Source organism: Stenotrophomonas sp. 71799_Sma (genome assembly GCF_056482505.1).
This window is the reverse complement of sequence record NZ_CM151202.1, coordinates 3,702,115-3,723,613: the sequence shown is the minus strand read 5'-3', so window position 1 is coordinate 3,723,613 and position 21,499 is coordinate 3,702,115. Positions and strand designations below refer to the sequence as shown.

Here is a 21,499-nt window from a genome sequence, read left to right as displayed (position 1 = left end):
TTGCAGTTGCTTCTGCGGGTGCCGGGCGCAGCCCGGCCGAAACCCGCGCTTTTGCCGCATAATCAGCACATGACCGACGACCGCATCATCGGCGCCGGCGCCACCCGCGAGGATGACGCCGCCGACGCCAGCATCCGCCCCAAGCGCCTTGCCGACTACCTCGGCCAGGTGCCGGTGCGCGAGCAGATGGAGATCTACATCCAGGCGGCCAAGGGGCGCGGCGACGCGCTCGACCACGTGCTGATCTTCGGGCCGCCCGGCCTGGGCAAGACCACCCTCAGCCATGTCATCGCCAACGAACTGGGCGTGGCCCTGCGGGTCACCTCCGGCCCGGTGATCGAGAAGGCCGGCGACCTCGCCGCGCTGCTGACCAACCTGCAGCCGCACGATGTGCTGTTCATCGACGAGATCCATCGCCTGTCGCCGGTGGTGGAGGAAGTGCTGTACCCGGCGATGGAAGATTTCCAGATCGACATCATGATCGGCGAGGGCCCCGCCGCCCGCTCGATCAAGATCGACCTGCCGCCGTTCACCCTGATCGGTGCCACCACCCGTGCTGGCCTTCTGACCGCGCCGTTGCGCGACCGCTTCGGCATCGTCCAGCGCCTGGAGTTCTACAGTGTCGAGGAGCTGACCCGGATCGTGCGCCGCTCGGCAGCCATCCTGGCCATCGACTGCACCGCCGATGGCGCCGGCGAGATCGCACGCCGCGCGCGTGGCACCCCGCGTATCGCCAACCGCCTGCTGCGCCGCGTGCGCGACTATGCGCAGGTGAAGGCCGGCGGCCACATCGACGAGGCCGTGGCCCAAGCCGCGATGAAGATGCTCAAGGTCGACCCGGAGGGCTTCGACGAGCTTGACCGGCGCCTGCTCAAGACCATGGTCGACTACTTCGACGGCGGCCCGGTCGGCATCGAATCGCTGGCGGCGGCGCTGTCTGAAGAGCGCGGCACGCTGGAAGACGTGGTCGAGCCGTACCTGATCCAGCAGGGCTTCCTGGTGCGCACCGCGCGTGGCCGCATGGCCACCCACAAGGCCTACCGGCACATGGGCCTGAAGCCGAAGAACCCGCCGCAGGACCTGTTCGCGGAGGTTCCCGATGTCGGTTGAGCCCCGATTCAGTTGGCCGACACGCATTTACTGGGAAGATACCGACGCAGGTGGCGTGGTCTACCACGCCCGCTACGTGGCCTTCATGGAACGGGCCCGGACCGAATGGATGCGTGCGCTGGGCTACGGCCAGGAGCGCATGCGCGCCGAGCACGGGATGGTCTTCGCGGTGCGCTCGATGCAGATGGATTTCATCAAGCCGGCACGGCTGGATGACACCCTGCAGGTGAGTGCCCGTCTGGTCCAGCTGAAGAAGGCCAGCATGGTCTTCGACCAGCAGATCCTGCGCGACGGCGAGCTGCTGCTGTCGGCGCAGGTCCGCATCGCCGCACTGGAAGCGGCCAGTTTCCGCCCGCGTGGCATGGACGAGGCCGTCCTTGCCGTGCTGCAACCCCACCTCCACCCCGAATCCGAACACTGAGGAACAACGGATGATCGCAACGCTCCTGGCCCTGCAGGCCACGGTCACCGAGGCACTGCCGGCCGATGTCAGCAACGCCGCGACACAGACCCTTGCCCAGGCCACCACCGGCGGCGGCATCAACTACCTCGAACTGATGGCCAAGGCCAGCCTGCCGGTGAAGATCATCGTGCTGCTGCTGCTGGTCGGCTCGTTCGTCAGCTGGGTGATCATTTTCCGCAAGGCCCGCGTGTTCAAGCAGGCCACCCGCGAAGCCGACGAGTTCGAGAACCGCTTCTGGTCCGGTGCGGACCTGGGCAAGCTGTACAGCTCGGCCACCGACCGCAGCCGCAATGTCGGCGGCCTGGAAGCCATCTTCGAAGCCGGCTTCCGCGAGTACACCCGCCTGCGCGACAAGCGCCGCCTGGACGGTCGGGCCCAGCTGGAAGGCGCACAGCGCGCGATGCGCACCACTTACACCCGCGAAGTGGACCAGCTTGAGCGCAACCTGGAACTGCTGGCCAACATCGGCTCGACCGCGCCTTACGTGGGCCTGGTCGGTACCGTGTTCGGCATCATGGTGACCATGCACGACATGATCAGCAGCGGTGCGCAGGCCGGCATCGCCGCCGTCGCGCCGGGCATCTCCGAGGCACTGTTCGCCACCGCCATCGGCCTGTTCGTGGCGATCCCGGCGGTGTGGGCCTACAACCGCTTCACCACCCGCGTGGAGCGCATGTCGGTGCGGTTCGAGACCTTCGCCGAAGAGTTCAGCTCCATCCTGCAGCGCCAGAGCGCTGGCGACGAGTAAGCGCCTGACCCGGGAGTCCAAGCCATGTCCGCTGCCATCGGTCGCCGCAAGCGCCGCAAGCTGAAATCGGAAATCAACGTCGTTCCCTACATCGACGTCATGCTGGTGCTGCTGATCATCTTCATGGTCACCGCACCGCTGCTCACCCTGAGCTTCGACGTCGACCTGCCGCAGTCCAACGCCAAGGCGCTGGAGAGCAAGCAGGATCCGGTGATCGTCTCGGTGCGCCAGGACGGCCAGCTCAGCCTGAAGCTGCCCGACGCCAAGGACCCGACCGCCGTGTCGGCCGAGGAACTGGAAGGCCGTCTGGCCGGCATCGCCGCCCAGGACAAGGGCGTGCGCGTGATCGTCGCCGCCGACCGCGCCGTGGCCTATGAAAAGGTCATTGCTGCAATGGATGTGATCAAGCGCGCCAAGGTAGACAAGGTAGGCCTGGCCACCGATGCACGCTGACGCCCTGCCACCCCCGCATCAGCGCGAACCCGGCTGGGGCCTGCCCCTGGCGCTGGCGTTGCTGGTGCACCTGCTGGTCGCGCTGGTGTTCATCGTGGCCTGGTTCTGGTCGCCCGAGCGCAACACCGATGCCGCCGCCGGCGACCCCTCGGTCGAGGCCAGCCTGGCGCTGTCCGCGTCCGAGGCCTCCGCCGCGCGCCAGGCCCTGCGCCAGTCGGAGAAGCTGGAGGACCTGCCGCCGCCGGTGGCCGAGCCGATCCCGGTGCCTGAAGACACCATCCCGCCGCCGCAGCCGATTCCCGAACCGCGCCCGCAGGACGCCCCCACGCCGCAGCAGCAACAGGCGCAGGAGCGTGTCGCGCAGCCAGACACCAAGGACCAGGAAGCGGTGAGCGCGCTGGCCATCTCGCAGGAGAAGGCCAAGCAGGAACAGGAAGCCAAGCGCCGCCAGGAACAGATCGACCTGACCGAACGCAAGCGCCAGGAGGAAGCGGAGCAGAAGCTGCGCCTGGCCAAGCAGCAGGAAGCGGACGAAAAGAAGAAGCAGGCCGAGCAGGAGCGCGTGGCGGCTGACAAGGCCGAGGCCGAGAAGCAGAAGAAGATCGCCGAGATCCGTGCCCGCCGCGAGCAGGCCGAGAAGGAAGCCAAGCTGGCCGAGCAGAAGCTGCGCCAGGTGGCAGCCGCGCGTAATGCTGCCGGCAGTGCCGCTGCCGGTTCCAGCGGTGCCTCCCAGCCGGCCGCCGGTGGCGGTGGCAACAGCGATGATCTTTCGGCCAAGTACGCGGCCGCGATCCAGGCCAAGGTGCTGTCGCAGTGGGTGCGCCCGGATACGGTGCCGCTCGGCCAGCGTTGCCAGATCACCATCACCCAGATTCCGGGGGGCACGGTGATGCAGGCCAAGGTCAGCCCGAACTGCCCGTACGACGAGGCCGGCAAGCGTTCGATCGAGGCCGCCGTGCTCAACGCGCAGCCGCTGCCGTACCGCGGCTTCGAGTCTGTGTTCGCACGCACGCTCAACTTCACCTTTACTGCCCAGGATCGCTGAGGCGGGCAGGGCAAGGTGGCTCTCGGGTCACCTGCGCCCACGGATGTCGCGCTTGCCTCTGGCGGGCCCGGTTTCAGCCGGGCAGGCTGGGGGCTGCTGTGGAATACCACCCTGCGGGGCGGTGTGGCCGGGGCAGGCGGTGCGATGTTAGCCACGACGTTAACGGTGCGTGAGAGGACGGGCTGGAACTGACCCGGAATTCACGTACCCTTGGTTCATGATTGCGAAGCGGTTCACTCCCGCTTTGTTATCCCTCGTTCCGGTTTCCCCCTATTGAGCGCTCCATGAAAAAGATGCCTCGCTGGCTTGCCGTGTTTGCGGCCCTGTTGCTGCCCTTTGCTGCCGTCGCGCAGCAGAAGGGGCTGGATATCGACATCATCGGCGGCAATGCCTCCGCGCTGCCGATCACCATCGTGCCGATGCCTTACCAGGGTTCGGCGGCTGCACCGCAGACCGACGTCGCCGGCGTGGTCCGCGCCGACCTCGAGCGTTCGGGCCAGTTCCGCACGCTGCCGGAAGCACAGATCGTCGAAAAGCCCGTGCGGGGCGGCGACATCCAGTTCGCCACCTGGCGCGCGCTGAAGCAGAACTACATCGTGGTCGGCCGCGTGCTCGACGCTGGTGCCGGCGCCTACCGTGTCGAGTACGAACTGTTCGACGTACCGAAGGGCGAGCGCCTGCTGGGCCTGGCGATGACCGCCCGTGGCAACGCCATGCGTGACGTCGCCCATCAGATGGCCGATGCCATCTACGAGAAGATCACCGGTGTCCGTGGCGCCTTCTGGACCCGCATCGCCTACGTGACCGCCAGCGGCAAGGGCGACGCCATGCGCTACGCGCTGATGGTGGCCGACTCCGATGGCTACAACCCGCAGACCATCGTGCGTTCGGCCGAGCCGCTGCTGTCGCCGTCGTGGAGCCCGGATGGCAGCAAGCTGGCCTACGTCAGCTTCGAGCGTGGCAACTCGGCGATCTACATCCAGAACATCGGCACCGGCGCGCGTGAGCTGGTCACCAGCTTCCGCGGCATCAACAGCGCCCCGGCGTTCTCGCCGGACGGCCGCAAGCTGGCCCTGACCCTGTCGCGTTCGGGCAACCCGGAAATCTACGTGATGGACCTGGGCAGCAAGCAGCTGACCCAGCTGACCAACCACTTCGCCATCGATACCGAGCCGACCTGGGCGCCGGACGGCAGCGCGGTGTACTTCACCTCCGACCGCGGCGGCCGTCCGCAGGTCTACAAGGTCGGTGCGGGCGGCGGCAGTGCCGAACGCGTGACCTTCCAGGGCAACTACAATGCCAAGCCCTCGGTGTCCTACGATGGCAAGAAGATCGCCGTCGCCCAGGGCTCGGGCAACAGCTACAAGATCGCGATGATGGACAGCTCGCTGGGTTCGCCCCGCTGGAGCACGCTGTCCCCGGGTTCGCTGGATGAATCTCCGAGCTTTGCGCCCAACGCAAGCATGGTGTTGTACGCCGCCCGCGAGGGTGGCCGTGGTGTGCTGTACGCCGTTTCTGCCGATGCGCGCGTGCGCCAGCGGTTGGTTCTGGCTGACGGAGATGTGCGCGAACCGGCATGGTCCCCATACCGTACCCAGCGCTAAAAGAGTGTTAATATTTTCGCTGTCTTGAACCCCTCATCGGCCTAGGAGCCACAAAGGTATCGCCATGAACAAGTCCACCCGCGTTCTGCTTGTTTCCCTGCTGTCTGTGGCCGTCCTGGCCGGTTGCTCGAAGAAGGTGAAGGAAGAGCCGGCAGCCCCGGTTGACACCGGCACCTCGACCACCACCCCGACCGCTCCGTCGACCTCCGGCCTGTACGGCCCGGGCGACCTGGACACCGACGCTTGCCTGCGCCAGCGCGTTGTCTACTTCGACCTGGACAAGGAAGACGTGAAGCCGGAATTCCAGGCCATCATGGCGTGCCACGCCAAGTACCTGCGTGACCGTCCGTCCTCGCGCATCACCCTGCAGGGCCACACCGACGAGCGCGGTTCGCGCGCGTACAACCAGGCCCTGGGCGAGCGTCGTGGCAACGGCGTCAACTCGGCCCTGCAGGCCAACGGTGGCTCGGCTTCGCAGCTGACCGTCGTGTCCTACGGTGAAGAGCGTCCGGTCTGCACCGAGTCGAACGAGTCCTGCTGGTCGCAGAACCGTCGCGTCGAAATCGTCTACACCGCGCAGTAATCCATGCGTATTGGCATCAAACTGATGCTGGTCGTTGCGGCAGCCCTCGTGGCTGCCGCACCGGCGCATGCACAGCGACAGAGCCTGGCCGACCGCGTTGGCGCGATCGAGCAGCAGATGTACAACAACAGTGCCAACCAGGACCTGTTGAGCCAGATCAATCAGCTGCGGCAGCAGGTCACCAGCCTGCAGGCCTCGATCGAGCAGTTGCAGCACGACAACGCCCAGCTCAAGCAGTCCGCCCAGGACCAGTACCTGGATCTGGACAGCCGCCTGAACCGGTTGGAAGGGGGCAATGCCGCCCCGGCCCTGCCGCCCGTTCCGGCGAGCGCGCCGAAGGCCGCCCCGGCCCCGGCAAAACCCGCAGCGGCGGCCACTTCCGAGCGGCCGCCTTCCGTCCATGGTGATGCCGGCAGCCTTGCCGCCACCGGCGACGAGCGCACCTCCTACAACGTCGCCTTCGATTCGCTGAAGGCCGGCAAGTACGATGATTCGGCGCAGCTGTTCCTGAGCTTCCTGCAGCTGTACCCGAACGGCGTCTACGCGCCGAACGCGCTGTACTGGCTGGGCGAGAGCTACTACGCCACCCGCAATTTCCCGATGGCGGAGACCCAGTTCCGTGAACTGCTCTCGCGCTATCCGACCCACGACAAGGCCGCTGGCGGCCTGCTCAAGGTCGGCCTCTCGCAGTATGGCGAGGGCAAGGTCGACCAGGCCCAGCAGACGCTGGAGACCGTCGTGGCGCAGTACCCTGGCTCGGACGCCGCGCGCACCGCGCAGGACCGCCTGCAGTCGATCCGCCTCGGCAAGCAGATCCGCTGATCCGCTGACCGGGCGTACAATGGGTGCCCTGTAGAGCCGAGCCCACGCTCGGCTGCTTTCGTTTCCGGACCGGCAAACCCGCCCGGATCCGGTAGCGCCGGGCCATGCCCGGCGGCTTGCATCACCGGCTGGGCCACACCCGACCGGCTGCAGTTGTAGAGCCGAGCCATGCTCGGCTGCTTTCGTTACCGGCCACGGTAGCCCACCCGCCACGTGTCCCACCAAGAAGTCCCCGCCATGACCGCCGTTACCTCGTCCAGCGCCGCAGCCACGCCCAGTGAGATCGTGCAGTCGCCCCTGCCACGCCTGAAGATCACCGAGATCTTCACCTCGCTGCAGGGCGAAGCCGATACCGCTGGCTGGCCGACCGTGTTCGTGCGCCTGACCGGCTGCCCGCTGCGTTGCCAGTACTGCGACACCGCCTATGCCTTCCATGGCGGCACCTGGTGGGACATCGACGACATCGTGGCCGAGGTGCTGGCCCAGGGCGTGCGCCACGTCTGCGTGACTGGTGGCGAGCCGCTGGCGCAGAAGCGCTGCCTGGTGCTGCTGCAGAAGCTGTGCGATGCCGGCATGGACGTCTCGCTGGAAACCTCCGGTGCGCTGGACGTCAGCGCTGTGGACCCCCGGGTATCGCGCGTGGTCGACATCAAGACCCCGGGTTCGGCCGAAGTGGCGCGCAACCGCTGGGACAACCTGCCGTTGCTGACCGCCCGCGACCAGATCAAGTTCGTCATCTGCAGCCGCGAGGATTACGACTGGGCCAAGTCCCAGTTGGCCGAGCACGATCTGGTGAAGCGTTGCACCGTGTTCTTCTCGCCGAGCAAGGGTGAGATCACCGCGCGCCAGCTGGCCGGCTGGATCGTCGAGGACCGGCTGCCGGTGCGCTTCCAGATGCAGTTGCATAAAATCCTGTGGAACGATGAGCCGGGCCGATGAGCCCAGGCAGCGTTCCCTGATGTAGCTCCGGCGCGGGACAGCGTGCTGGCTTTCCCCTCCCAACCGGATGTTTTACCCATGAAGAAGGCAGTCGTGCTTCTCTCCGGCGGCATGGATTCAGCCGCCGTCATCGCCATGGCCCAGGAACAGGGCTTCGCCGTGCATGCCCTGAGCGTGCGCTACGGCCAGCGCCATACTTCCGAACTGGATGCCGCCGCCCGCGTGGCCAAGGCCCAGGGCGTTATCGCGCACAAGACCGTGGACGTGGACCTGCGCAGCATCGGCGGCTCGGCGTTGACCGACGACATCGACGTGCCCGAGGCCGGCGGTGCCGGCATTCCGGTCACCTACGTGCCGGCGCGCAACACCATCATGCTGTCGCTGGCGTTGGGCTGGGCCGAAGTGCTCGGCGCCAACGACATCTTCTGCGGCGTCAACGCCGTGGACTACTCCGGCTACCCGGACTGCCGTCCCGAGTTCGTGGCCGCGTTCCAGGCGCTGGCCAACCTGGCCACCAAGTCGGGCGTGGAAGGCGCGGGCATCAAGGTGCACGCACCGCTGCAGTTCCTCAGCAAGGGCCAGATCGTCAGCGAAGGCGTGCGCCTGGGCGTGGACTTCGGCCTCACCGTGTCCTGCTACAACGCCGACGCCAATGGCGCCGCCTGCGGCCATTGCGACGCCTGCCGCCTGCGCGCGCAGGGCTTTGCCGAAGCCGGCGTCGCCGACCCGACGCTGTACGCCTGACCGCGCAATCACTCTCTCGGTGGGTGCGAACCGTTGGTTCGCACTCCTTGGCCTACCGGGCCTGCAACCACCCCGACGCGTCAATAAACGCCCGCACCGCCTTCGGATCGGCATAGTCCAGTTCGATCATCCGCGCGATCGCCGCCTTCTCATCAGCCTGTTGTCGCATGTACCCCTGCGCGATGCGATACCCGGCGTAATAGCCCACATCACTCACCCCGAACGGATTGCGGGCGCTGTTGTAGAGCCAGTTGTCGAGATTTTCCCCGTTCATCTCAGCAATGAAGCGTGCGCGGATTTCCGCCTCGTGTGTTGCGCCGTAGTCGTAGAAGGATAATGCCGGCCGGCGCCCGCTCAGCCGCTCCGCCACATACTCGGCCACACCCTCGCGCACCGCGTACTGGGCCAGGCTGCCGGTGGTCTCGCGCTGCTGGGTATGCACGTACTCGTGCAGGTTGTTCTGCGCGTTGTTCGCCCCCGGACGGCTGTCGTAGAAGATCCGCAGGCGGCTGCGCATCGGCTCCGGCAGCTCGCTCACGTCCACGCGCTCATCGCCCAGCGCCATCTCCGCTCCGATCAGCACCTTGTCACCCAGCGTCGTGCCGCCGGTACGCAGAACACCGACCGCATAGGTGATGTTGGCGGGGCGCAGGGCGGGGTAAAGCTCCCGGAACGCAGCCAGGTCCCGTTCCAGGGTGGTGCTGGCCTGCTGCGCGTTGGCGGTCAATGGCCGTACCGACGTCCAGAAGCGCGGCCACGTACGCATGGCCGTGGCGTATTCGCGAGCGGTGTAGTTGCGCACCTGCATCAGCGCATGCAGGCCGGGGCTGCCTGGATCGATGTAGCGCTCCTGCACCAGTGCGACCTGGCGTTCAACGTCGGGCTCGGTGCGCACGGCGTCATAGGTAGCCCAGAAGCGGCCGATATCATCAGTGACGACCTGGGGCGGGGCGGCCAGTGTTGCGCAGGGCAGCAGCAGGGCGGCAATGAGGCAGAAGGGCAGGCGCATCCGTGGCTCCGGGGAAGGATCACAGATGGGATGCGACGGAGGCCCGGAAGGTTTAAGCGGGCTCACCGGATCGGGTAGTGCCGGCCGCTGGCCGGCAACCTCATGCACCAGGGTTTCACCCGGCCCGGCAAAGTAGGGTAGAATGCCCACCCCGCCGAAAGGCTGGGGCAGTGCAATGGGCCGTTAGCTCAGTCGGTAGAGCAGAAGACTTTTAATCTTTTGGTCGAAGGTTCGAATCCTTCACGGCCCACCATTGCATCCAATGACCCAGGTCATTCAGAAAGGCACCGCAATGCGGTGCCTTTTTTGTGGCGCTCGTCCAGGGCAACTACTTCGTCCGCGCATTCTTCGCTTTAGCCGCCGCCGCGTCGGCAGCCTCCTGTGCGGCCGTTGCTGCCGCATTCGCAGAACGTGCCGCCTCCGCTCTTGCCGCCTCGAAATAGGTGAGCCGCTGCAGACTGGTTCTGCGTTCCAGTTCCATTGCTGCGGCGAAGCTCTCCGGATGCTTTGCAGCACAGGCCTCCTGCACCAGTTGCACGGCACGATCAGACAGCCCGGGCTGGATGTTGCCGAGCAGGCAGTCGGCATACGGTACGGGCGCGGCCGGGCTGGCGGCCAGCGCGGCGATGAGTACGGCACTCAACATGCAAACCTCCTTGTAGGTTTCGAAGGGACTGGCGACCAGCCCGTCCCAAGTATGGACCGGTTCTGGGTAAAGCGGCGGGTACGCCGGCCGGATATCCCGGCACACCCGTTCCGCCAGCCTGCGGCAGGCGAAGAACAACCCATCGCCCCCCCTTCATCCAGATGGCAGTCGGGCATGGCCATCGACCGGCAGCGCTCAGCGGCGTGCAGCATTTCCGCCACGGTCAGCATGCCAACGGCTGCACGCTTCGCGCGTGCCATCGCGGATGCGCTTGAGGCATCCCCAGAATGCGCATCCACGCATGGCGTGGATCTACTTTCGCCTGAGAACAATCGCTGCGATGACGGCTGCGATGCCGACCGGGATCAGGACGACCGCCAGAAGAATGATCCAGTGCCAAATGCTGAAGCCCCCCATGTCCCAACTCCTTGTAGGAAACGACGAATGCTAGCAAACGCGATTGCAGTCATTTCCCGATACAGTTCAAGCATCGCGCAGCGCCGTAGCATACGTGCAGGCATGCCGCATCGGCCGACGCTTTGGCCTTGGCGTTATGCTCGGCACTTTCCCAGGATGGGCCGCTCCATGCGCTTGATCGTGCTGTCGCTGTTGTTGTCCGCTGTCTCCGCCGCGCCGTTGATGGCCGCCGAGCCGGCGCCGTCCGCACAGGCCGCTGCCGCGACCCCGCTGGTCATCGGCGAGACCTTTACCATCGAGTCGAAGGCGCTGGGCGAAACCCGCCGCATCAATGTCTACCGCCCGCAACCCTGGGGTCTGGACCCGAAGGCACCATTGCCGGTGCTGTACATGGCCGATGGCGGCATCGGCGAGGACTTCCTGCATGTGGCAGGGCTGGTGCAGGTGCTGAGCGGCAACGGCAGCATGCGTCCGTTCCTGCTGGTAGGCATCGAGAACACCGAACGCCGCCGCGACATGACGGGCCCCAGCAGCGACCCACAGGACCAGAAGATCGCGCCCCGCATCGGCGGTTCAGCGGCCTACCGCAGCTTCCTGCGCGATGAACTGATGCCGCAGGTGCGCCAACGCTACCCGACCACCGACGAGCGCGCGCTGATCGGTGAATCGCTGGCCGGCTTGTTCGTGGTCGAGACGTTGCTGCAGGAGCCGACACTGTTCAACAGCTACATCGCGCTGGACCCCAGCCTGTGGTGGAACCGGGGCACGATGTTGGCCGCTGCGGCCAAGCAGTTGCCGGCGGTGACGCGTGCGCAGCCGCGCGTGTTCCTGGCCAGCAGTGGGCAGCCGGAGCTGGCTGCGTCCGCCGCGCAGTTGGCCACGCTGCTGCAGCAGGCGTCGCCGTCGCCGCTGGTGAAGTACCTGCCGCTGCCGGAGGAAACCCACGCCACGATCTATCACCCAGCCGCCTTGCAGGCGCTGCGCACGCTGTTCCCGGCACCGCCGCCGGCGTCGCCCTGATCCGGCGTGGCACTGCACCGCATGACGTGTGAGGATGCGGTAGCGGCGCCACCTGAGAGCGTCGCCCGCAACGGGAGAGCGTGGATGCAGCGTGTGCGTGGATGGAGTGTGGCGGCCTGCCTGGCCGTGGGTGGCTGTGCGATGTCGGTGGCACCACCGGCAACGCAGAGTGACGCGAAGGAAAGCGCGGCAACGGCGGTGCCGGGCGTGATGCTGCCGGATACCGAAGCGCTGCGCGTACATGACCCCGTGGGGCGCGATTACCCGATCTGGGTGGCGCTGCCGGCCGACTATGCGGCGCATCCGGAAAAGCACTATCCGGTGCTGTACGTGACCGATGCGCTGTACAGCTTCCCGCTGGTGCGCAGCGTGCGAAATCTGGTGGGGCAGCAGGGCGTCAACATCGAGAATTTCATCCTGGTCGGTTTGCCGCCGCAGGAAGGCCTGACTTCAAAGCAGAGCCGCTCGCGCGACTACACGCCCAGCAATCCGGCGCGCACGGTCGATGGCTATTACAGTGATGACGTCACCTACGGCGGTGCCGCGCACTACCGTGATTTCCTGGCGACACAGGTGCTGCCGATGGTCGATGCGCGTTATCGCACCGATCCCGCCCGGCGCGTGTTCGCCGGTCATTCCTATGGCGCGCTGTTCGGCGCCTATGTGCTGACCACCCAGCCGGACCTGTTCAGCACCTACATCCTGTCCAGTCCTTCGTTGTGGTTCGACCAGCTTCTGCTGCCGCGAATGCAGGATGCCGCAGTCATCCCGACGCAGCCTACGCGCGTGCTGCTGTCGGTGGGCAGTTACGAGACGGACAAGCCAGGGCCGCGTTATTCCACCGGCAATGACATGCTGAAGCAGACCGCGGACTTCACTGCCCAGCTGAAGCGCACGGGGCGCAAGTTGAAGGTGGACAACGTGGTGATTGACGGCGAGGACCATCTTACGGTCTACCCGCAGGTGATCACTCGCGCACTGCTGGAGGTGATGCCGGGTGAAGGGCCGTACACCGGCGGTTGATGGGGGGCTGCATCCACGCATGGCGTGGATCTACCGGTGGTGTTGACGCGGATCCATGCCGAAGAGAAACGGAATCAGTAGATCCACGCCAGGCGTGGATGATTGCCTCAGGCCGCGCTGGCCTGCGGCGGCGGTATCAGCGTGGCATCCGCTGCGTGCCGGAAGCACAGCCGGATGGCATCGAGCAGCTCGCTCATGCTGTAAGGCTTGGGCAGGAAGTGGATGCCGGCGCGCAGCTGCGGCAGCACGCGGTGCTGGTCCATGCCGGAGGTGACCAGGATCGGCAGCTGCGGCAGGTGCTCGCGCACGCGGTTGGCGGTTTCGATGCCGCTGATGCCGCCCAGGCAGACGTCGGTGAACAGCAGGTCGAACGGTTCACCGGCGTTGAGCAGGCCCAGCGCGGCCTCGGCGCTGCTGACAGCGGTGACCTGGCAGGCCTGGCTTTCCAGGGCGAGGCGACTGAGTTCCTGGGTTTCCTCGGCGTCCTCGATCAGCAGGACGCGCGGTTCCACAAAGCGCTTGGACAGCAACATGACGCGGCAACTCCGGACAACAGGGGGAGCGAAAGGCGCGCAAGTATGCGCAAGCCGGTAGTGAGCCCGGCGTGCACGGCAAGCTAAGTGGGCGTTACAGCTGTCCGCGCCGTTGGCGGCGCACGTACCAGGCCAGCACCAGCACCGCCAGCAGGGCCGTGCCGATGCGCAGGCTGGTGGCCTGCCAGCCGAGCGCGACGGCGTCGTCAAGGCTGAACACATTCCAGGCCAGGTTCATCGAAACGTGCAGGACCAGGCCGCACCACAGGGTGTCACCGTCGAGGTGGTCGAGCCAGGCGAAGATGAAGCCGCCGAGGGCGATCACCGCGCCGACGAACAACGCGATGCCGCCACCGTCGAACCCACCGAAGCTCAGCCAGTGCACCATGCCGAACAGCAGCGCCTGCGGCAGCGCGAGCAGCGGCCACGGACCACGCACGATCTTCACCAGCAGCACGAAGCCCAGGCCGCGGAACAGCACTTCCTCGGCCAGTGGGAACAGCACGGCCAGCATCGTGGCGTCCAGCGCGGTCAGCGCGGTGTTCGGGGTGCCGAGCATCGCCAGGCCCAGCCAGCACGGCAGGCTGGCCAGCAACACCCACATCGGGCCGCCCCAACCATTCCCGCGCAGCCCGAGGCTGCCCAGCAGGCCCATGCCACGGGGCCGCAGCAGCGTGGCCAGCAGTAGTGCCACCAGCACCGCCAGCGCGTTGTCCAGCAGGCTGCCGCCGTAGGGTATGGGCAGGGCGGGAATCGGAGTCCCTGCGGCCGCAGCGATATCGCGCAGATTCAGGCCCAGGCCAACGCCCAGCAGGACCAGCAGCAGGCGCGCGGCGGTGGGCAGGCGGGACAACGCGGTCATGTACGCACTCCCTGCGGAACAGGGGCCCAGTGTGTGCGACTGCCGCCGCATCGGCACGCGTCGGAAGTCCCTGTGCCATCGGTCATGCGTTGCCGCACAGTCATCACCGCACAGGTACAGTCGATGCAGGACCGACAGGAGCAATGCCGATGCTGTGCCCCGTGTGCAAGACCCAGACCCTGCAGATGGCCGAACGCCATGGCATCGAGATCGACTATTGCCCCGGCTGCCGGGGCGTGTGGTTGGATCGTGGTGAACTGGACAAGATCATCGAGCGTGCCGGTGCCGGTGCCGGTGCGGCCGTGCCGCCGCCCGCGCCTGTACAGCAGCATCCGGCATCCTCTCCGCCGCCGGTGATGCACCGTGATACCCGCCACTTGGGCCAGCGCTACGAGGACAATCGGGGCCACGGATACAAGAAAAAGAAGAAGGACAGCTTCCTGTCGGAGCTGTTCGACTTCTAGGCGCTTCGCGCTTTTTAGAGTCGAGCCATGCTCGACTCTACAGGTTAGGTGCAGTCGAGCATGGCTCGACTCTACATGGAGCGCGTGATCACGGCCGCCGCAGGATGAACTCGCGGTCGTGGGTGTCGCCGACGATGAAGTCGTACTCGCCAACCTTGCTGCAGCCGTAACGCGCATAGAAGCGCTGTGCGCCGAAATTCTCTTCCCACACGCCCACCCACAGGGTGCGGCGCTGCGGCTGGTCCAGCCAGGCCATGAACGCGTCCATCATGCGTGCACCATGGCCGCCGTTCTGGTGTGCGGCCAGGATGTAGAACCGCTTCAGTTCGATGTCGCCGTCGCGTGCATCCGTGTGCGGCAGGGTGTTGGCACCGGCGGCCAGATAGCCGACCACGGCGTCACCGTCCATCAACAGCCAGATGGCACTGCGTGGATCGGACAGTTCGATGCGCTGCGGCTCGCTGCTGTAGTGCGCCTGCAGGAAATCGTGCAGCTCCTGCGGCGGATAGGAATCGCCCCAGGTTTCGTTGTAGGTGGCAATCGCGATGGCCGACAGCGCGTCGACGTCGGCAAGGGTGGCGCGGCGGATCTGCAACGACATAGCGGTGCCTGCATTGGAACGTGGCGCAGTGTAGCCGGCCCCGGCGGCTGCCGGGGCTGGCCATTGCTCACGAACTGCTGCTCAGAACCACATGCGCACGCCGGCCACCCAGCGTGTGTCGCGTGCGTGGTCACCGGCGTAGTCGGCGGTGTCACCAAACGTGCGTTCGTGGCTGATGCCGATGTAGGGCGCGAAGCGGCGGCTGAACTCATAGCGCAGTCGCAGCCCGGCTTCGACCTTGTTCAGGCCACGGCCGATGCCGTACTCCTTTTCGTCCTTGGCCGCGACGGTGGCTTCCAGCAGCGGCTGCAGAATCAGGCGGTTGGTCAGCAGCACGTCGTACTCGACCTCGGCCTTGGCCAGCACCTGGCCGCCGGAGCCCATGTACAGCGTGGCCGAGCTCTCGAACTTGTACGGCGCCAGGCCCTGGATGCCGACGGCCGCCCATGTGCGCGAGTCGGCCGGGCGGAAGTCCTGGCGCACGCCGACCAGCACGTCCCACCATGGCGACACGCTGCGGCCATACAGTGCTTCCAGTGACGACGATTCCGTGCGGCCACGGCTGCGTTCGCCATCGGTGCGCAGCCACAGGCGGTTGATGTTGCCGCCGATCCAACCGGTCGCTTCCCAGGCCTGACCATTGCTGCTCTTGCCATCCCAATGTTCCAGACGGTCGATCAGCAGCAGGCTGTTGATCTCCGGCGCATGCTCCATCGCACCGTGGGCGATGGGCGGGAAGGCAGCGGCGCGGTCGGCGTCGGTCGGCACCGGGATGGGTTCGCGCGGTTCGGTCGGTGCAGGCGATCCGTGGCCCATCGCGGCGTGGTCCATCGTGGAATGATCCATCGTGGAATGGTCCATCGTCGCCGGCTGCCTCGCGCCATGCTCCATCTTCGAGTGATCCATGGCTGAGTGGTCCATCGCGCCCGAATCCATCTTCGAATGATCCATCTTCGAATGATCGACAGGTTCGACCGGTGCCTTCACGGTCTTCGCGGGCGGATCCATCGCGGCCATGTCATGACCAGCGTGCGACTGCGCGAACACCGGCATTGCAGCGGTCAGGCCCAGGGCCAGCAGGCTGGGGGAAAGCAGTGAGCGGCTCATTCTTCGATCCTCACTTCGCGCATCATGCCCGCTTCCATGTGGTACAGCAGATGGCAGTGGTAGGCCCAGCGGCCGAGTGCATCGGCGCGCACGCGATAGCTGCGGCGGGTGCCCGGCGGCATGTCGATGGTGTGCTTGCGCAGCTGGAACTCGCCCTGTGCGTTTTCCAGATCGCTCCACACGCCGTGCAGATGGATCGGGTGCTGCATCATGGTGTCGTTGACCAGCACGATGCGCATGCGCTCGCCGTAGTTCAGCCGCAGTGGTTCGGCGCTGGCGAATGGGATGCCATCGAACGACCAGGAGAACTTCTCCATGTGTCCGGTCAGGTGCAGCTCGATCTCGCGGTTCGGCTCGCGGCCATCCGGGTCTTCGAACAGGCTGCGCATCGCACCGTAGGTCAGCACCTGGCGGCCGTTATCGCGCAGGCCGATGCCGGGGTCGTCCAGCTTCGGTTCGGAGGCCGAGCTCTGCATGTCCACCAGCGGGTTGTTGCGTTCGCTGGCAGGGTGCTTCGGTGCCTTGCTGGCGGCATCGCCGCCGCCGTGCGCGCCGTGGCCCATGCTGGCGCCGCAGCCGCCTTCCATGCTCTTCATCGCGGCCATGTCGTGACCGCCGTGGCCACCACTGCCCATGTCGTGACCCATGTCGCTCATCGTCAGCAACGGACGTGGGTCGCGCGCGGGAATCGGTGCCTGCAGGCCATGGCGAACCGCCAGTGTTCCGGCGGCGTAGCCGGTGCGGCCCATGTCCTGGCAGAAGATGGTGAAGGCGTCCTGGCCGCTCGGTTCGACGATCACATCGTAGGTTTCGGCCGGGGCGATGCGGAACTCATCGATGCTCACCGGGTGGATGTACTGGCCGTCGGCAGCGACCACGGTCATCTTCAGGCCAGGAATGCGTACGTCGAAGTAGGTCATCGACCCGCCATTGATGAAGCGCAGCAGCACCTTCTCGCCGCTGCGGAACAGGCCGGTCCAGTTGCCGGCCGGGGCGGTGCCGTTCATCAGGTAGGTATAGGTGTGCGCGTTGATGTCGGAGATATCGGTGGGCGTCATCCGCATCCGGCCCCACATGCCACGGTCGGACAGCGCCGCCGACCAGCCGTCGCGTTTCGCGTCGCGCAGGAAGTCCGGCAGCGTGCGCATGTAGTAATTGTCGTAGGCCGCCAGCTTCTTCATGCGGCGGAACAGCGCGCCCGGGTCCATGTCGGTCCAGTCCGACAGCATGATCACGTGCTCGCGGTCGTGGTGGTACGGCGCCGGTTCGGCCGGGTCGATGATCAGCGCGCCGTACAGACCAGCCTGCTCCTGGAACATGGAGTGGCTGTGGTACCAGTAGGTGCCCGACTGCTTCAGCTCGAAGTGGTAGTGGTAGGTCTCGCCGGGGCCGATGCCGTTGAAGCTCAGGCCGGGCACGCCGTCCATGTTGGCGGGCAGCAGGATGCCGTGCCAGTGGATCGAGGTCGGGTGGCGTTCCAGCGTGTTGCGCACGAACAGGTCGACGGTCTGGCCTTCGCGCCAGCGCAGGATCGGTGCCGGCAGCGAGCCGTTGACGGTGATCGCCGGGCGGGTGCGGCCGGTGAAATTGGCGAGCGATTCGCCGATGGCCAGTTCGATGCGGGTGTCGCTGAGCACGGCGGGGGCGCCGGCCAGCCGTGGGGCGGCCGTGGCGGCGGCGAGCGCGCGCTGCGGCACGCCGACAGCGGCGATGCCGGCAACCACGCCGCCGGCGGCCAGGCCCTGCACGAACAGGCGGCGCGACGGCATGGGCACAGCGCCCGGACCGGGGGGAATGCGGGTATTCATGATGGTGACTCCAGACACGTAAAGACGCCGGCAGGCGGCCGGCTGCGGTGCGCAGGGCGCACGATGCGTGTGGAATCAGCCGATGGGAGGACGCGAGATCGGCGGCAGCGGCGGCGCCGGGCGGCCATTGGCCGGCATCGGCTGCGGGGCCAGCGACAATGCCGGGCCGGCCATGACCGGCAACGGCAGCACTACCAGCAGCGGGTGCTGGGCACAGCTGCGCACGCAGTCCTTGATCTGGCAGTGGGCGTCGTGGGGCGGGGCCTTGGCCTGCGGAGCCTCGTCGGCCTGCATGCCGGCGTGGTGGTGGCAGTCGGCGGTGCCGCCATCAACGGCAGCGGCAGCGGCGTGGGCCATCCGGCCCATTTCCTCGTGACCGCTGGCCATGGCCGCGTTCAGCCCGTTGAGCAACAGGCTGAGCATGAGCACGACACGGAGCAGGGTCGAGGCCAGGGACATGGCGCTAATCTAGCTGCAAGCGGGCGCGGATGCACTTCCGGCTGAATGGCCGGTTCAAGGTTGGAGCAGCACCAATGTAGAGCCGCTACCCTTCTTCGCGCACGATCTCGACCAGGCGCGGGCCGTAACGGCTCAGCTTGGTGCCGCCGATGCCGCCGACCCGGGCCAGTTCGTCCAGGCTGGTCGGGCGCTGTTCGGCGATGTTGCGCAGAGTGCTGTCGTGGAAGATCACGAAGGCCGGCACGTTCTGTTCGCGGGCCAGTTCGGCACGCAGGCCGCGCAGCGCGTTGAACAGCGCCAGATCCTGCGGCAGCACCGACAGGCCGGTGCGCTGCGCGCTGCGCTCGCGCCCGCTGGTGCTGCTGGCCGGGTCGCGGCGCATGCTGATCTGGCGGCGGCCGGTCAGCACGTCGCGGCTTGCATCGGTCAGGCGCAGGCCACCGTGGCCCTCGCTGTCCACTTCCAGCAGGCTGGCGGCGACCAGCTGGCGGAACACGCTGCGCCAGGTGCGCGCGTCGAGGTCGCGGCCGATCGCGTAGGTGCTGAGCTTGTCGTGGCCCTGCTGCTTCACCTTTTCGTTCTCGCTGCCGCGCAGGACATCGATCAGGTGGCCGACGCCGAAACGCTGGCCGCTGCGATAGACACAGCTCAGCGCCTTCTGCGCCGGGATGGTCGCGTCCCAGGAGGCGGGCGGTGTCAGGCAGTTGTCGCAGTTGCCGCAGGGCTGGGGATAGGTCTCGCCGAAACCGGCCAGCAGCACCTGGCGGCGGCACTGCATCGACTCGCAGTAGCCCAGCAGGTGGTCCAGCTTGGACCGCTCCAACTGCTTGCGCTCTTCGCCGGCTTCGGACTGCTCGATCATCTGCTTGAGCAGCACGACGTCGCCCAGGCCGTAGCACAGCCAGGCCTCGGCGGCCTCGCCATCACGGCCGGCGCGGCCGGTTTCCTGGTAGTAGCCTTCCATCGACTTGGGCAGGTCGGTATGCGCGACGAAGCGCACGTCCGGCTTGTCGATGCCCATGCCGAAGGCGATGGTGGCGCACATCACGATGCCGTCCTCGCGCAGGAAGCGGCGCTGGTTGCTGGCGCGTACTTCCGGTGGCAGGCCGGCATGGTAGGGCAGGGCGTTGAAGCCCTGGCCGCAGAGGAATTCGGCGGTCTCTTCGACCTTGCGCCGCGACATGCAGTAGACGATGCCGGCCTCGCCGCGGTGGCCGCGCAGGAAATCGGTCAGCTGCTTGCGGGCGTTGTCCTTCTGCACCACGGTGTAGCGGATGTTGGGGCGATCGAAGGAGCTGACGAAGTGGCGTGCTTCCTGCAGATCGAGGCGCTCGGCGATCTCGCGCTGGGTCGGCGGATCGGCGGTGGCGGTGAGCGCGATCCGCGGGATCTGTGGCCAACGCTCGTGCAGCACGGTCAGCTGGCGGTACTCGGGGCGGAAATCATGGCCCCACTGCGACACGCAGTGTGCTTCGTCGATGGCGAACAGGGCGATCTGGCTGCGCGACAGCAGTGACAGGAAGCGGCCGGTCAGCAGCCGCTCGGGAGCGACATAGAGCATGTCCAGCTCGCCGGCGAGCAGTTCGCGCTCGACGCGCCCGGCGGTCTCGGCATCCAGGGTGGAATTCAGGTACTCGGCACGCACGCCGAGCTGGCGCAGGGCTTCGACCTGATCCTGCATCAGCGCGATCAGCGGCGAGATGACGATGCCACAACCGTCACGCAGCAGGGCCGGCACCTGGTAGCAGAGCGACTTGCCTCCGCCGGTGGGCATCAGCACCAGGGCATCATGACCGGCAGCCACATGCTCCACGATGTCCTGCTGGGGACCACGGAAATCGTCGTAACCAAAGACGCGTTGGAGCAGGTCGTGCGCGGGACGGGAAGCCATCCGGCTAGTTTACCCCGGCGGGGGTTCGGCAGGGCTGCGCCCTGCACCTGCAGAAGCCTTCAAGCCAGAGCAACGTCAAAGGCAACAGCCGGCTCTGGGGTGATCCGTGGGTTGGCGGGGCGGTGTGGGATTGCGGGGACGCCGCAAGTACGTCCGTGTAGGCTTGGCAGCCGCATCCATGCGGCTGACACCCCGCAATCCGACACCGCCTCGCCCTCGACAGGTTCACGCGGCTGTTGGTAGGTGTCGACCTTGGTCGACACATCTGTCAGATATCGACTGAATTCATCCGTGTCGACCAAGGTCGACACCTACCAGAGCGGACGCTGTTCCGGCAGATCGCAGAAAACTGTCGAAGGCGGGGGGTGTCCGGTTGCGGGGCGTGAGCGCCATGGATGGATTTACGGCGTCCCCCGCAACCGGACCCACCCCGCCAACCCACAGATAGCCAGCTTCTGCTCTGGCTCTGGCCTTGGCTTCAAGGCCTCTGCGGGTGCAGGGCGCAGCCCTGCCGAACACCCCCAACCCTTACTGCAGCAGCGAGCGCAGCATCCAGGCGTACTTCTCGTGGGTCTGCAGGCGCTGGGTCATCAGATCCTCGGTCGGGGCGTCGTCACCCTTGGCCGCCACGTCCAGCACTTCACGTGCCGTACGGCAGACCGCTTCGTTGGCGACCACCAACTGGCGTACCATTTCACGCCAGTCCGCACTGTCGGTCAGGCCCGGTTCCTCGGCGATCGAGGTCAGCGCAGCGAATTCCCGGTAGGAGCCCGGGGCATTGAAGCCCAGCGCGCGGATGCGCTCGGCCACGTCGTCCAGTGCCGCCCACTGCTCGGTGTACTGCGTCTCGAACATGGTGTGCAGCGAGTTGAACATCGACCCGGTCACGTTCCAGTGGAAGTTGTGCGTTTTCAGGTAGAGCGTGAACGCATCGGCCTGGAAACGCGACAGACCGTCGGCGATCTTCTTGCGGTCGCCCTGGGTGATCCCGATATCGATGTTCGGCGCCGACGGTGCCGCCGCTGCAAGCTTCTGCTTGCCGGTCTTGGCCTTGGTCGTGCTCTTGGTCTTCGCCATGGGGTTCCTCCTTGTGGAATCGTTGGCCTTCACAATAAACCGGTCGTGATGACTGGTCGCTTTCAAAGTTT

General features: G+C 66.6%; 23 protein-coding genes and 1 tRNA gene. 14 read left to right on the top strand and 10 right to left on the bottom strand.

Annotation, left to right across the window (positions count from 1 at the left end):
* Positions 1 to 69 precede the first annotated feature (69 nt).
* From ruvB to queC, 10 genes are all read left to right on the top strand, one after another.
* A complete protein-coding gene (gene ruvB, locus ACZK4Z_RS17295; RefSeq protein WP_010481595.1) occupies positions 70 to 1,110 on the top strand; it encodes a Holliday junction branch migration DNA helicase RuvB in 1,041 nt (346 codons plus the stop codon).
* The gene (gene ybgC / locus ACZK4Z_RS17290; protein WP_071229045.1) at positions 1,100 to 1,531 is read left to right on the top strand and encodes a tol-pal system-associated acyl-CoA thioesterase; all 432 of its coding nucleotides are present in this window, start codon (positions 1,100 to 1,102) and stop codon (positions 1,529 to 1,531) included. Before ruvB ends, ybgC begins: the two co-directional genes overlap by 11 nt.
* Before the next feature lie 10 nt (positions 1,532 to 1,541).
* A complete protein-coding gene (tolQ, locus tag ACZK4Z_RS17285) occupies positions 1,542 to 2,321 on the top strand; it encodes a protein TolQ (protein ID WP_006438802.1) in 780 nt (259 codons plus the stop codon).
* Between the two features lie 24 nt (positions 2,322 to 2,345).
* Positions 2,346 to 2,774 (top strand): protein TolR, encoded by a 429-nt coding sequence (gene tolR / locus ACZK4Z_RS17280; RefSeq protein WP_049400778.1) that lies wholly within the window; start codon positions 2,346 to 2,348, stop codon positions 2,772 to 2,774.
* Positions 2,764 to 3,819 (top strand): cell envelope integrity protein TolA, encoded by a 1,056-nt coding sequence (gene tolA / locus ACZK4Z_RS17275; RefSeq protein ID WP_005410750.1) that lies wholly within the window; start codon positions 2,764 to 2,766, stop codon positions 3,817 to 3,819. Before tolR ends, tolA begins: the two co-directional genes overlap by 11 nt.
* Positions 3,820 to 4,103: 284 nt before the next feature.
* On the top strand, positions 4,104 to 5,423 hold the full coding sequence (gene tolB / locus ACZK4Z_RS17270) for a Tol-Pal system beta propeller repeat protein TolB (RefSeq protein WP_032128528.1): 1,320 nt from the start codon (positions 4,104 to 4,106) through the stop codon (positions 5,421 to 5,423).
* A gap of 64 nt (positions 5,424 to 5,487) precedes the next feature.
* Positions 5,488 to 6,006, top strand: a complete 519-nt coding sequence (pal, locus tag ACZK4Z_RS17265; protein WP_032128527.1) for a peptidoglycan-associated lipoprotein Pal — start codon at positions 5,488 to 5,490, stop codon at positions 6,004 to 6,006.
* A 3-nt stretch (positions 6,007 to 6,009) separates the two neighbouring features.
* Positions 6,010 to 6,828, top strand: coding sequence for a tol-pal system protein YbgF (ybgF, locus tag ACZK4Z_RS17260; RefSeq protein WP_197615798.1), 819 nt, complete (start codon positions 6,010 to 6,012; stop codon positions 6,826 to 6,828).
* Positions 6,829 to 7,065: 237 nt separating this feature from the next.
* Entirely contained in the window at positions 7,066 to 7,767 is a 702-nt protein-coding gene (gene queE, locus ACZK4Z_RS17255; RefSeq protein ID WP_478450948.1) for a 7-carboxy-7-deazaguanine synthase QueE, read from the top strand.
* Positions 7,768 to 7,845: 78 nt separating this feature from the next.
* A complete protein-coding gene (gene queC / locus ACZK4Z_RS17250; protein ID WP_032128525.1) occupies positions 7,846 to 8,511 on the top strand; it encodes a 7-cyano-7-deazaguanine synthase QueC in 666 nt (221 codons plus the stop codon).
* Between the two features lie 52 nt (positions 8,512 to 8,563).
* On the opposite strand, the gene ACZK4Z_RS17245 is transcribed toward queC, so the two are convergent.
* Positions 8,564 to 9,520 (bottom strand): DUF2268 domain-containing putative Zn-dependent protease, encoded by a 957-nt coding sequence (locus ACZK4Z_RS17245; RefSeq protein WP_478450947.1) that lies wholly within the window; start codon positions 9,518 to 9,520, stop codon positions 8,564 to 8,566.
* Between the two features lie 177 nt (positions 9,521 to 9,697).
* Between ACZK4Z_RS17245 and ACZK4Z_RS17240 the strand changes: the two genes are divergently transcribed.
* A tRNA-Lys gene (locus ACZK4Z_RS17240) sits at positions 9,698 to 9,773 on the top strand.
* A gap of 75 nt (positions 9,774 to 9,848) precedes the next feature.
* Here the strand turns inward: ACZK4Z_RS17240 and ACZK4Z_RS17235 are convergent.
* Positions 9,849 to 10,166 carry a hypothetical protein gene (locus ACZK4Z_RS17235; protein WP_049463266.1) on the bottom strand — a complete coding sequence of 106 codons (318 nt, stop codon included), beginning with the start codon at positions 10,164 to 10,166 and terminating at the stop codon, positions 9,849 to 9,851.
* 585 nt (positions 10,167 to 10,751) lie between these two features.
* Here ACZK4Z_RS17235 and ACZK4Z_RS17230 point away from each other — a divergent pair.
* Both ACZK4Z_RS17230 and ACZK4Z_RS17225 read left to right on the top strand, forming a co-directional pair.
* A complete protein-coding gene (locus tag ACZK4Z_RS17230; protein WP_049463257.1) occupies positions 10,752 to 11,603 on the top strand; it encodes an alpha/beta hydrolase in 852 nt (283 codons plus the stop codon).
* Positions 11,604 to 11,687: 84 nt separating this feature from the next.
* Positions 11,688 to 12,626 carry an alpha/beta hydrolase gene (locus tag ACZK4Z_RS17225; protein ID WP_125892781.1) on the top strand — a complete coding sequence of 313 codons (939 nt, stop codon included), beginning with the start codon at positions 11,688 to 11,690 and terminating at the stop codon, positions 12,624 to 12,626.
* Positions 12,627 to 12,733: 107 nt separating this feature from the next.
* Here the strand turns inward: ACZK4Z_RS17225 and ACZK4Z_RS17220 are convergent, their stop codons facing one another.
* Together ACZK4Z_RS17220 and ACZK4Z_RS17215 are read right to left on the bottom strand one after the other, a co-directional pair.
* Complete coding sequence (locus tag ACZK4Z_RS17220) at positions 12,734 to 13,159, bottom strand: response regulator (protein ID WP_049400506.1); 426 nt, start codon at positions 13,157 to 13,159, stop codon at positions 12,734 to 12,736.
* 94 nt (positions 13,160 to 13,253) lie between these two features.
* Positions 13,254 to 14,021 carry a CPBP family glutamic-type intramembrane protease gene (locus ACZK4Z_RS17215; RefSeq protein ID WP_478450946.1) on the bottom strand — a complete coding sequence of 256 codons (768 nt, stop codon included), beginning with the start codon at positions 14,019 to 14,021 and terminating at the stop codon, positions 13,254 to 13,256.
* 149 nt (positions 14,022 to 14,170) lie between these two features.
* Here ACZK4Z_RS17215 and ACZK4Z_RS17210 point away from each other — a divergent pair, with 149 nt between their 5' ends.
* Entirely contained in the window at positions 14,171 to 14,485 is a 315-nt protein-coding gene (locus ACZK4Z_RS17210) for a TFIIB-type zinc ribbon-containing protein (protein ID WP_032128518.1), read from the top strand.
* 88 nt (positions 14,486 to 14,573) lie between these two features.
* On the opposite strand, the gene ACZK4Z_RS17205 is transcribed toward ACZK4Z_RS17210, so the two are convergent.
* From ACZK4Z_RS17205 to ACZK4Z_RS17180, 6 genes are all read right to left on the bottom strand, one after another.
* Positions 14,574 to 15,086, bottom strand: a complete 513-nt coding sequence (locus tag ACZK4Z_RS17205) for a GNAT family N-acetyltransferase (protein WP_032128517.1) — start codon at positions 15,084 to 15,086, stop codon at positions 14,574 to 14,576.
* A gap of 81 nt (positions 15,087 to 15,167) precedes the next feature.
* A complete protein-coding gene (locus tag ACZK4Z_RS17200) occupies positions 15,168 to 16,193 on the bottom strand; it encodes a copper resistance protein B (protein ID WP_125892785.1) in 1,026 nt (341 codons plus the stop codon).
* Complete coding sequence (locus tag ACZK4Z_RS17195) at positions 16,190 to 18,001, bottom strand: copper resistance system multicopper oxidase (RefSeq protein ID WP_125892788.1); 1,812 nt, start codon at positions 17,999 to 18,001, stop codon at positions 16,190 to 16,192. Before ACZK4Z_RS17195 ends, ACZK4Z_RS17200 begins: the two co-directional genes overlap by 4 nt.
* 75 nt (positions 18,002 to 18,076) lie before the next feature.
* Positions 18,077 to 18,460, bottom strand: a complete 384-nt coding sequence (locus tag ACZK4Z_RS17190) for a CopL family metal-binding regulatory protein (protein ID WP_478450945.1) — start codon at positions 18,458 to 18,460, stop codon at positions 18,077 to 18,079.
* An 85-nt stretch (positions 18,461 to 18,545) separates the two neighbouring features.
* On the bottom strand, positions 18,546 to 20,351 hold the full coding sequence (gene recQ, locus ACZK4Z_RS17185; protein ID WP_049463264.1) for a DNA helicase RecQ: 1,806 nt from the start codon (positions 20,349 to 20,351) through the stop codon (positions 18,546 to 18,548).
* 528 nt (positions 20,352 to 20,879) lie between these two features.
* The gene (locus ACZK4Z_RS17180) at positions 20,880 to 21,428 is read right to left on the bottom strand and encodes a Dps family protein (protein WP_006439098.1); all 549 of its coding nucleotides are present in this window, start codon (positions 21,426 to 21,428) and stop codon (positions 20,880 to 20,882) included.
* Between the last annotated feature and the right edge of the window lie 71 nt (positions 21,429 to 21,499).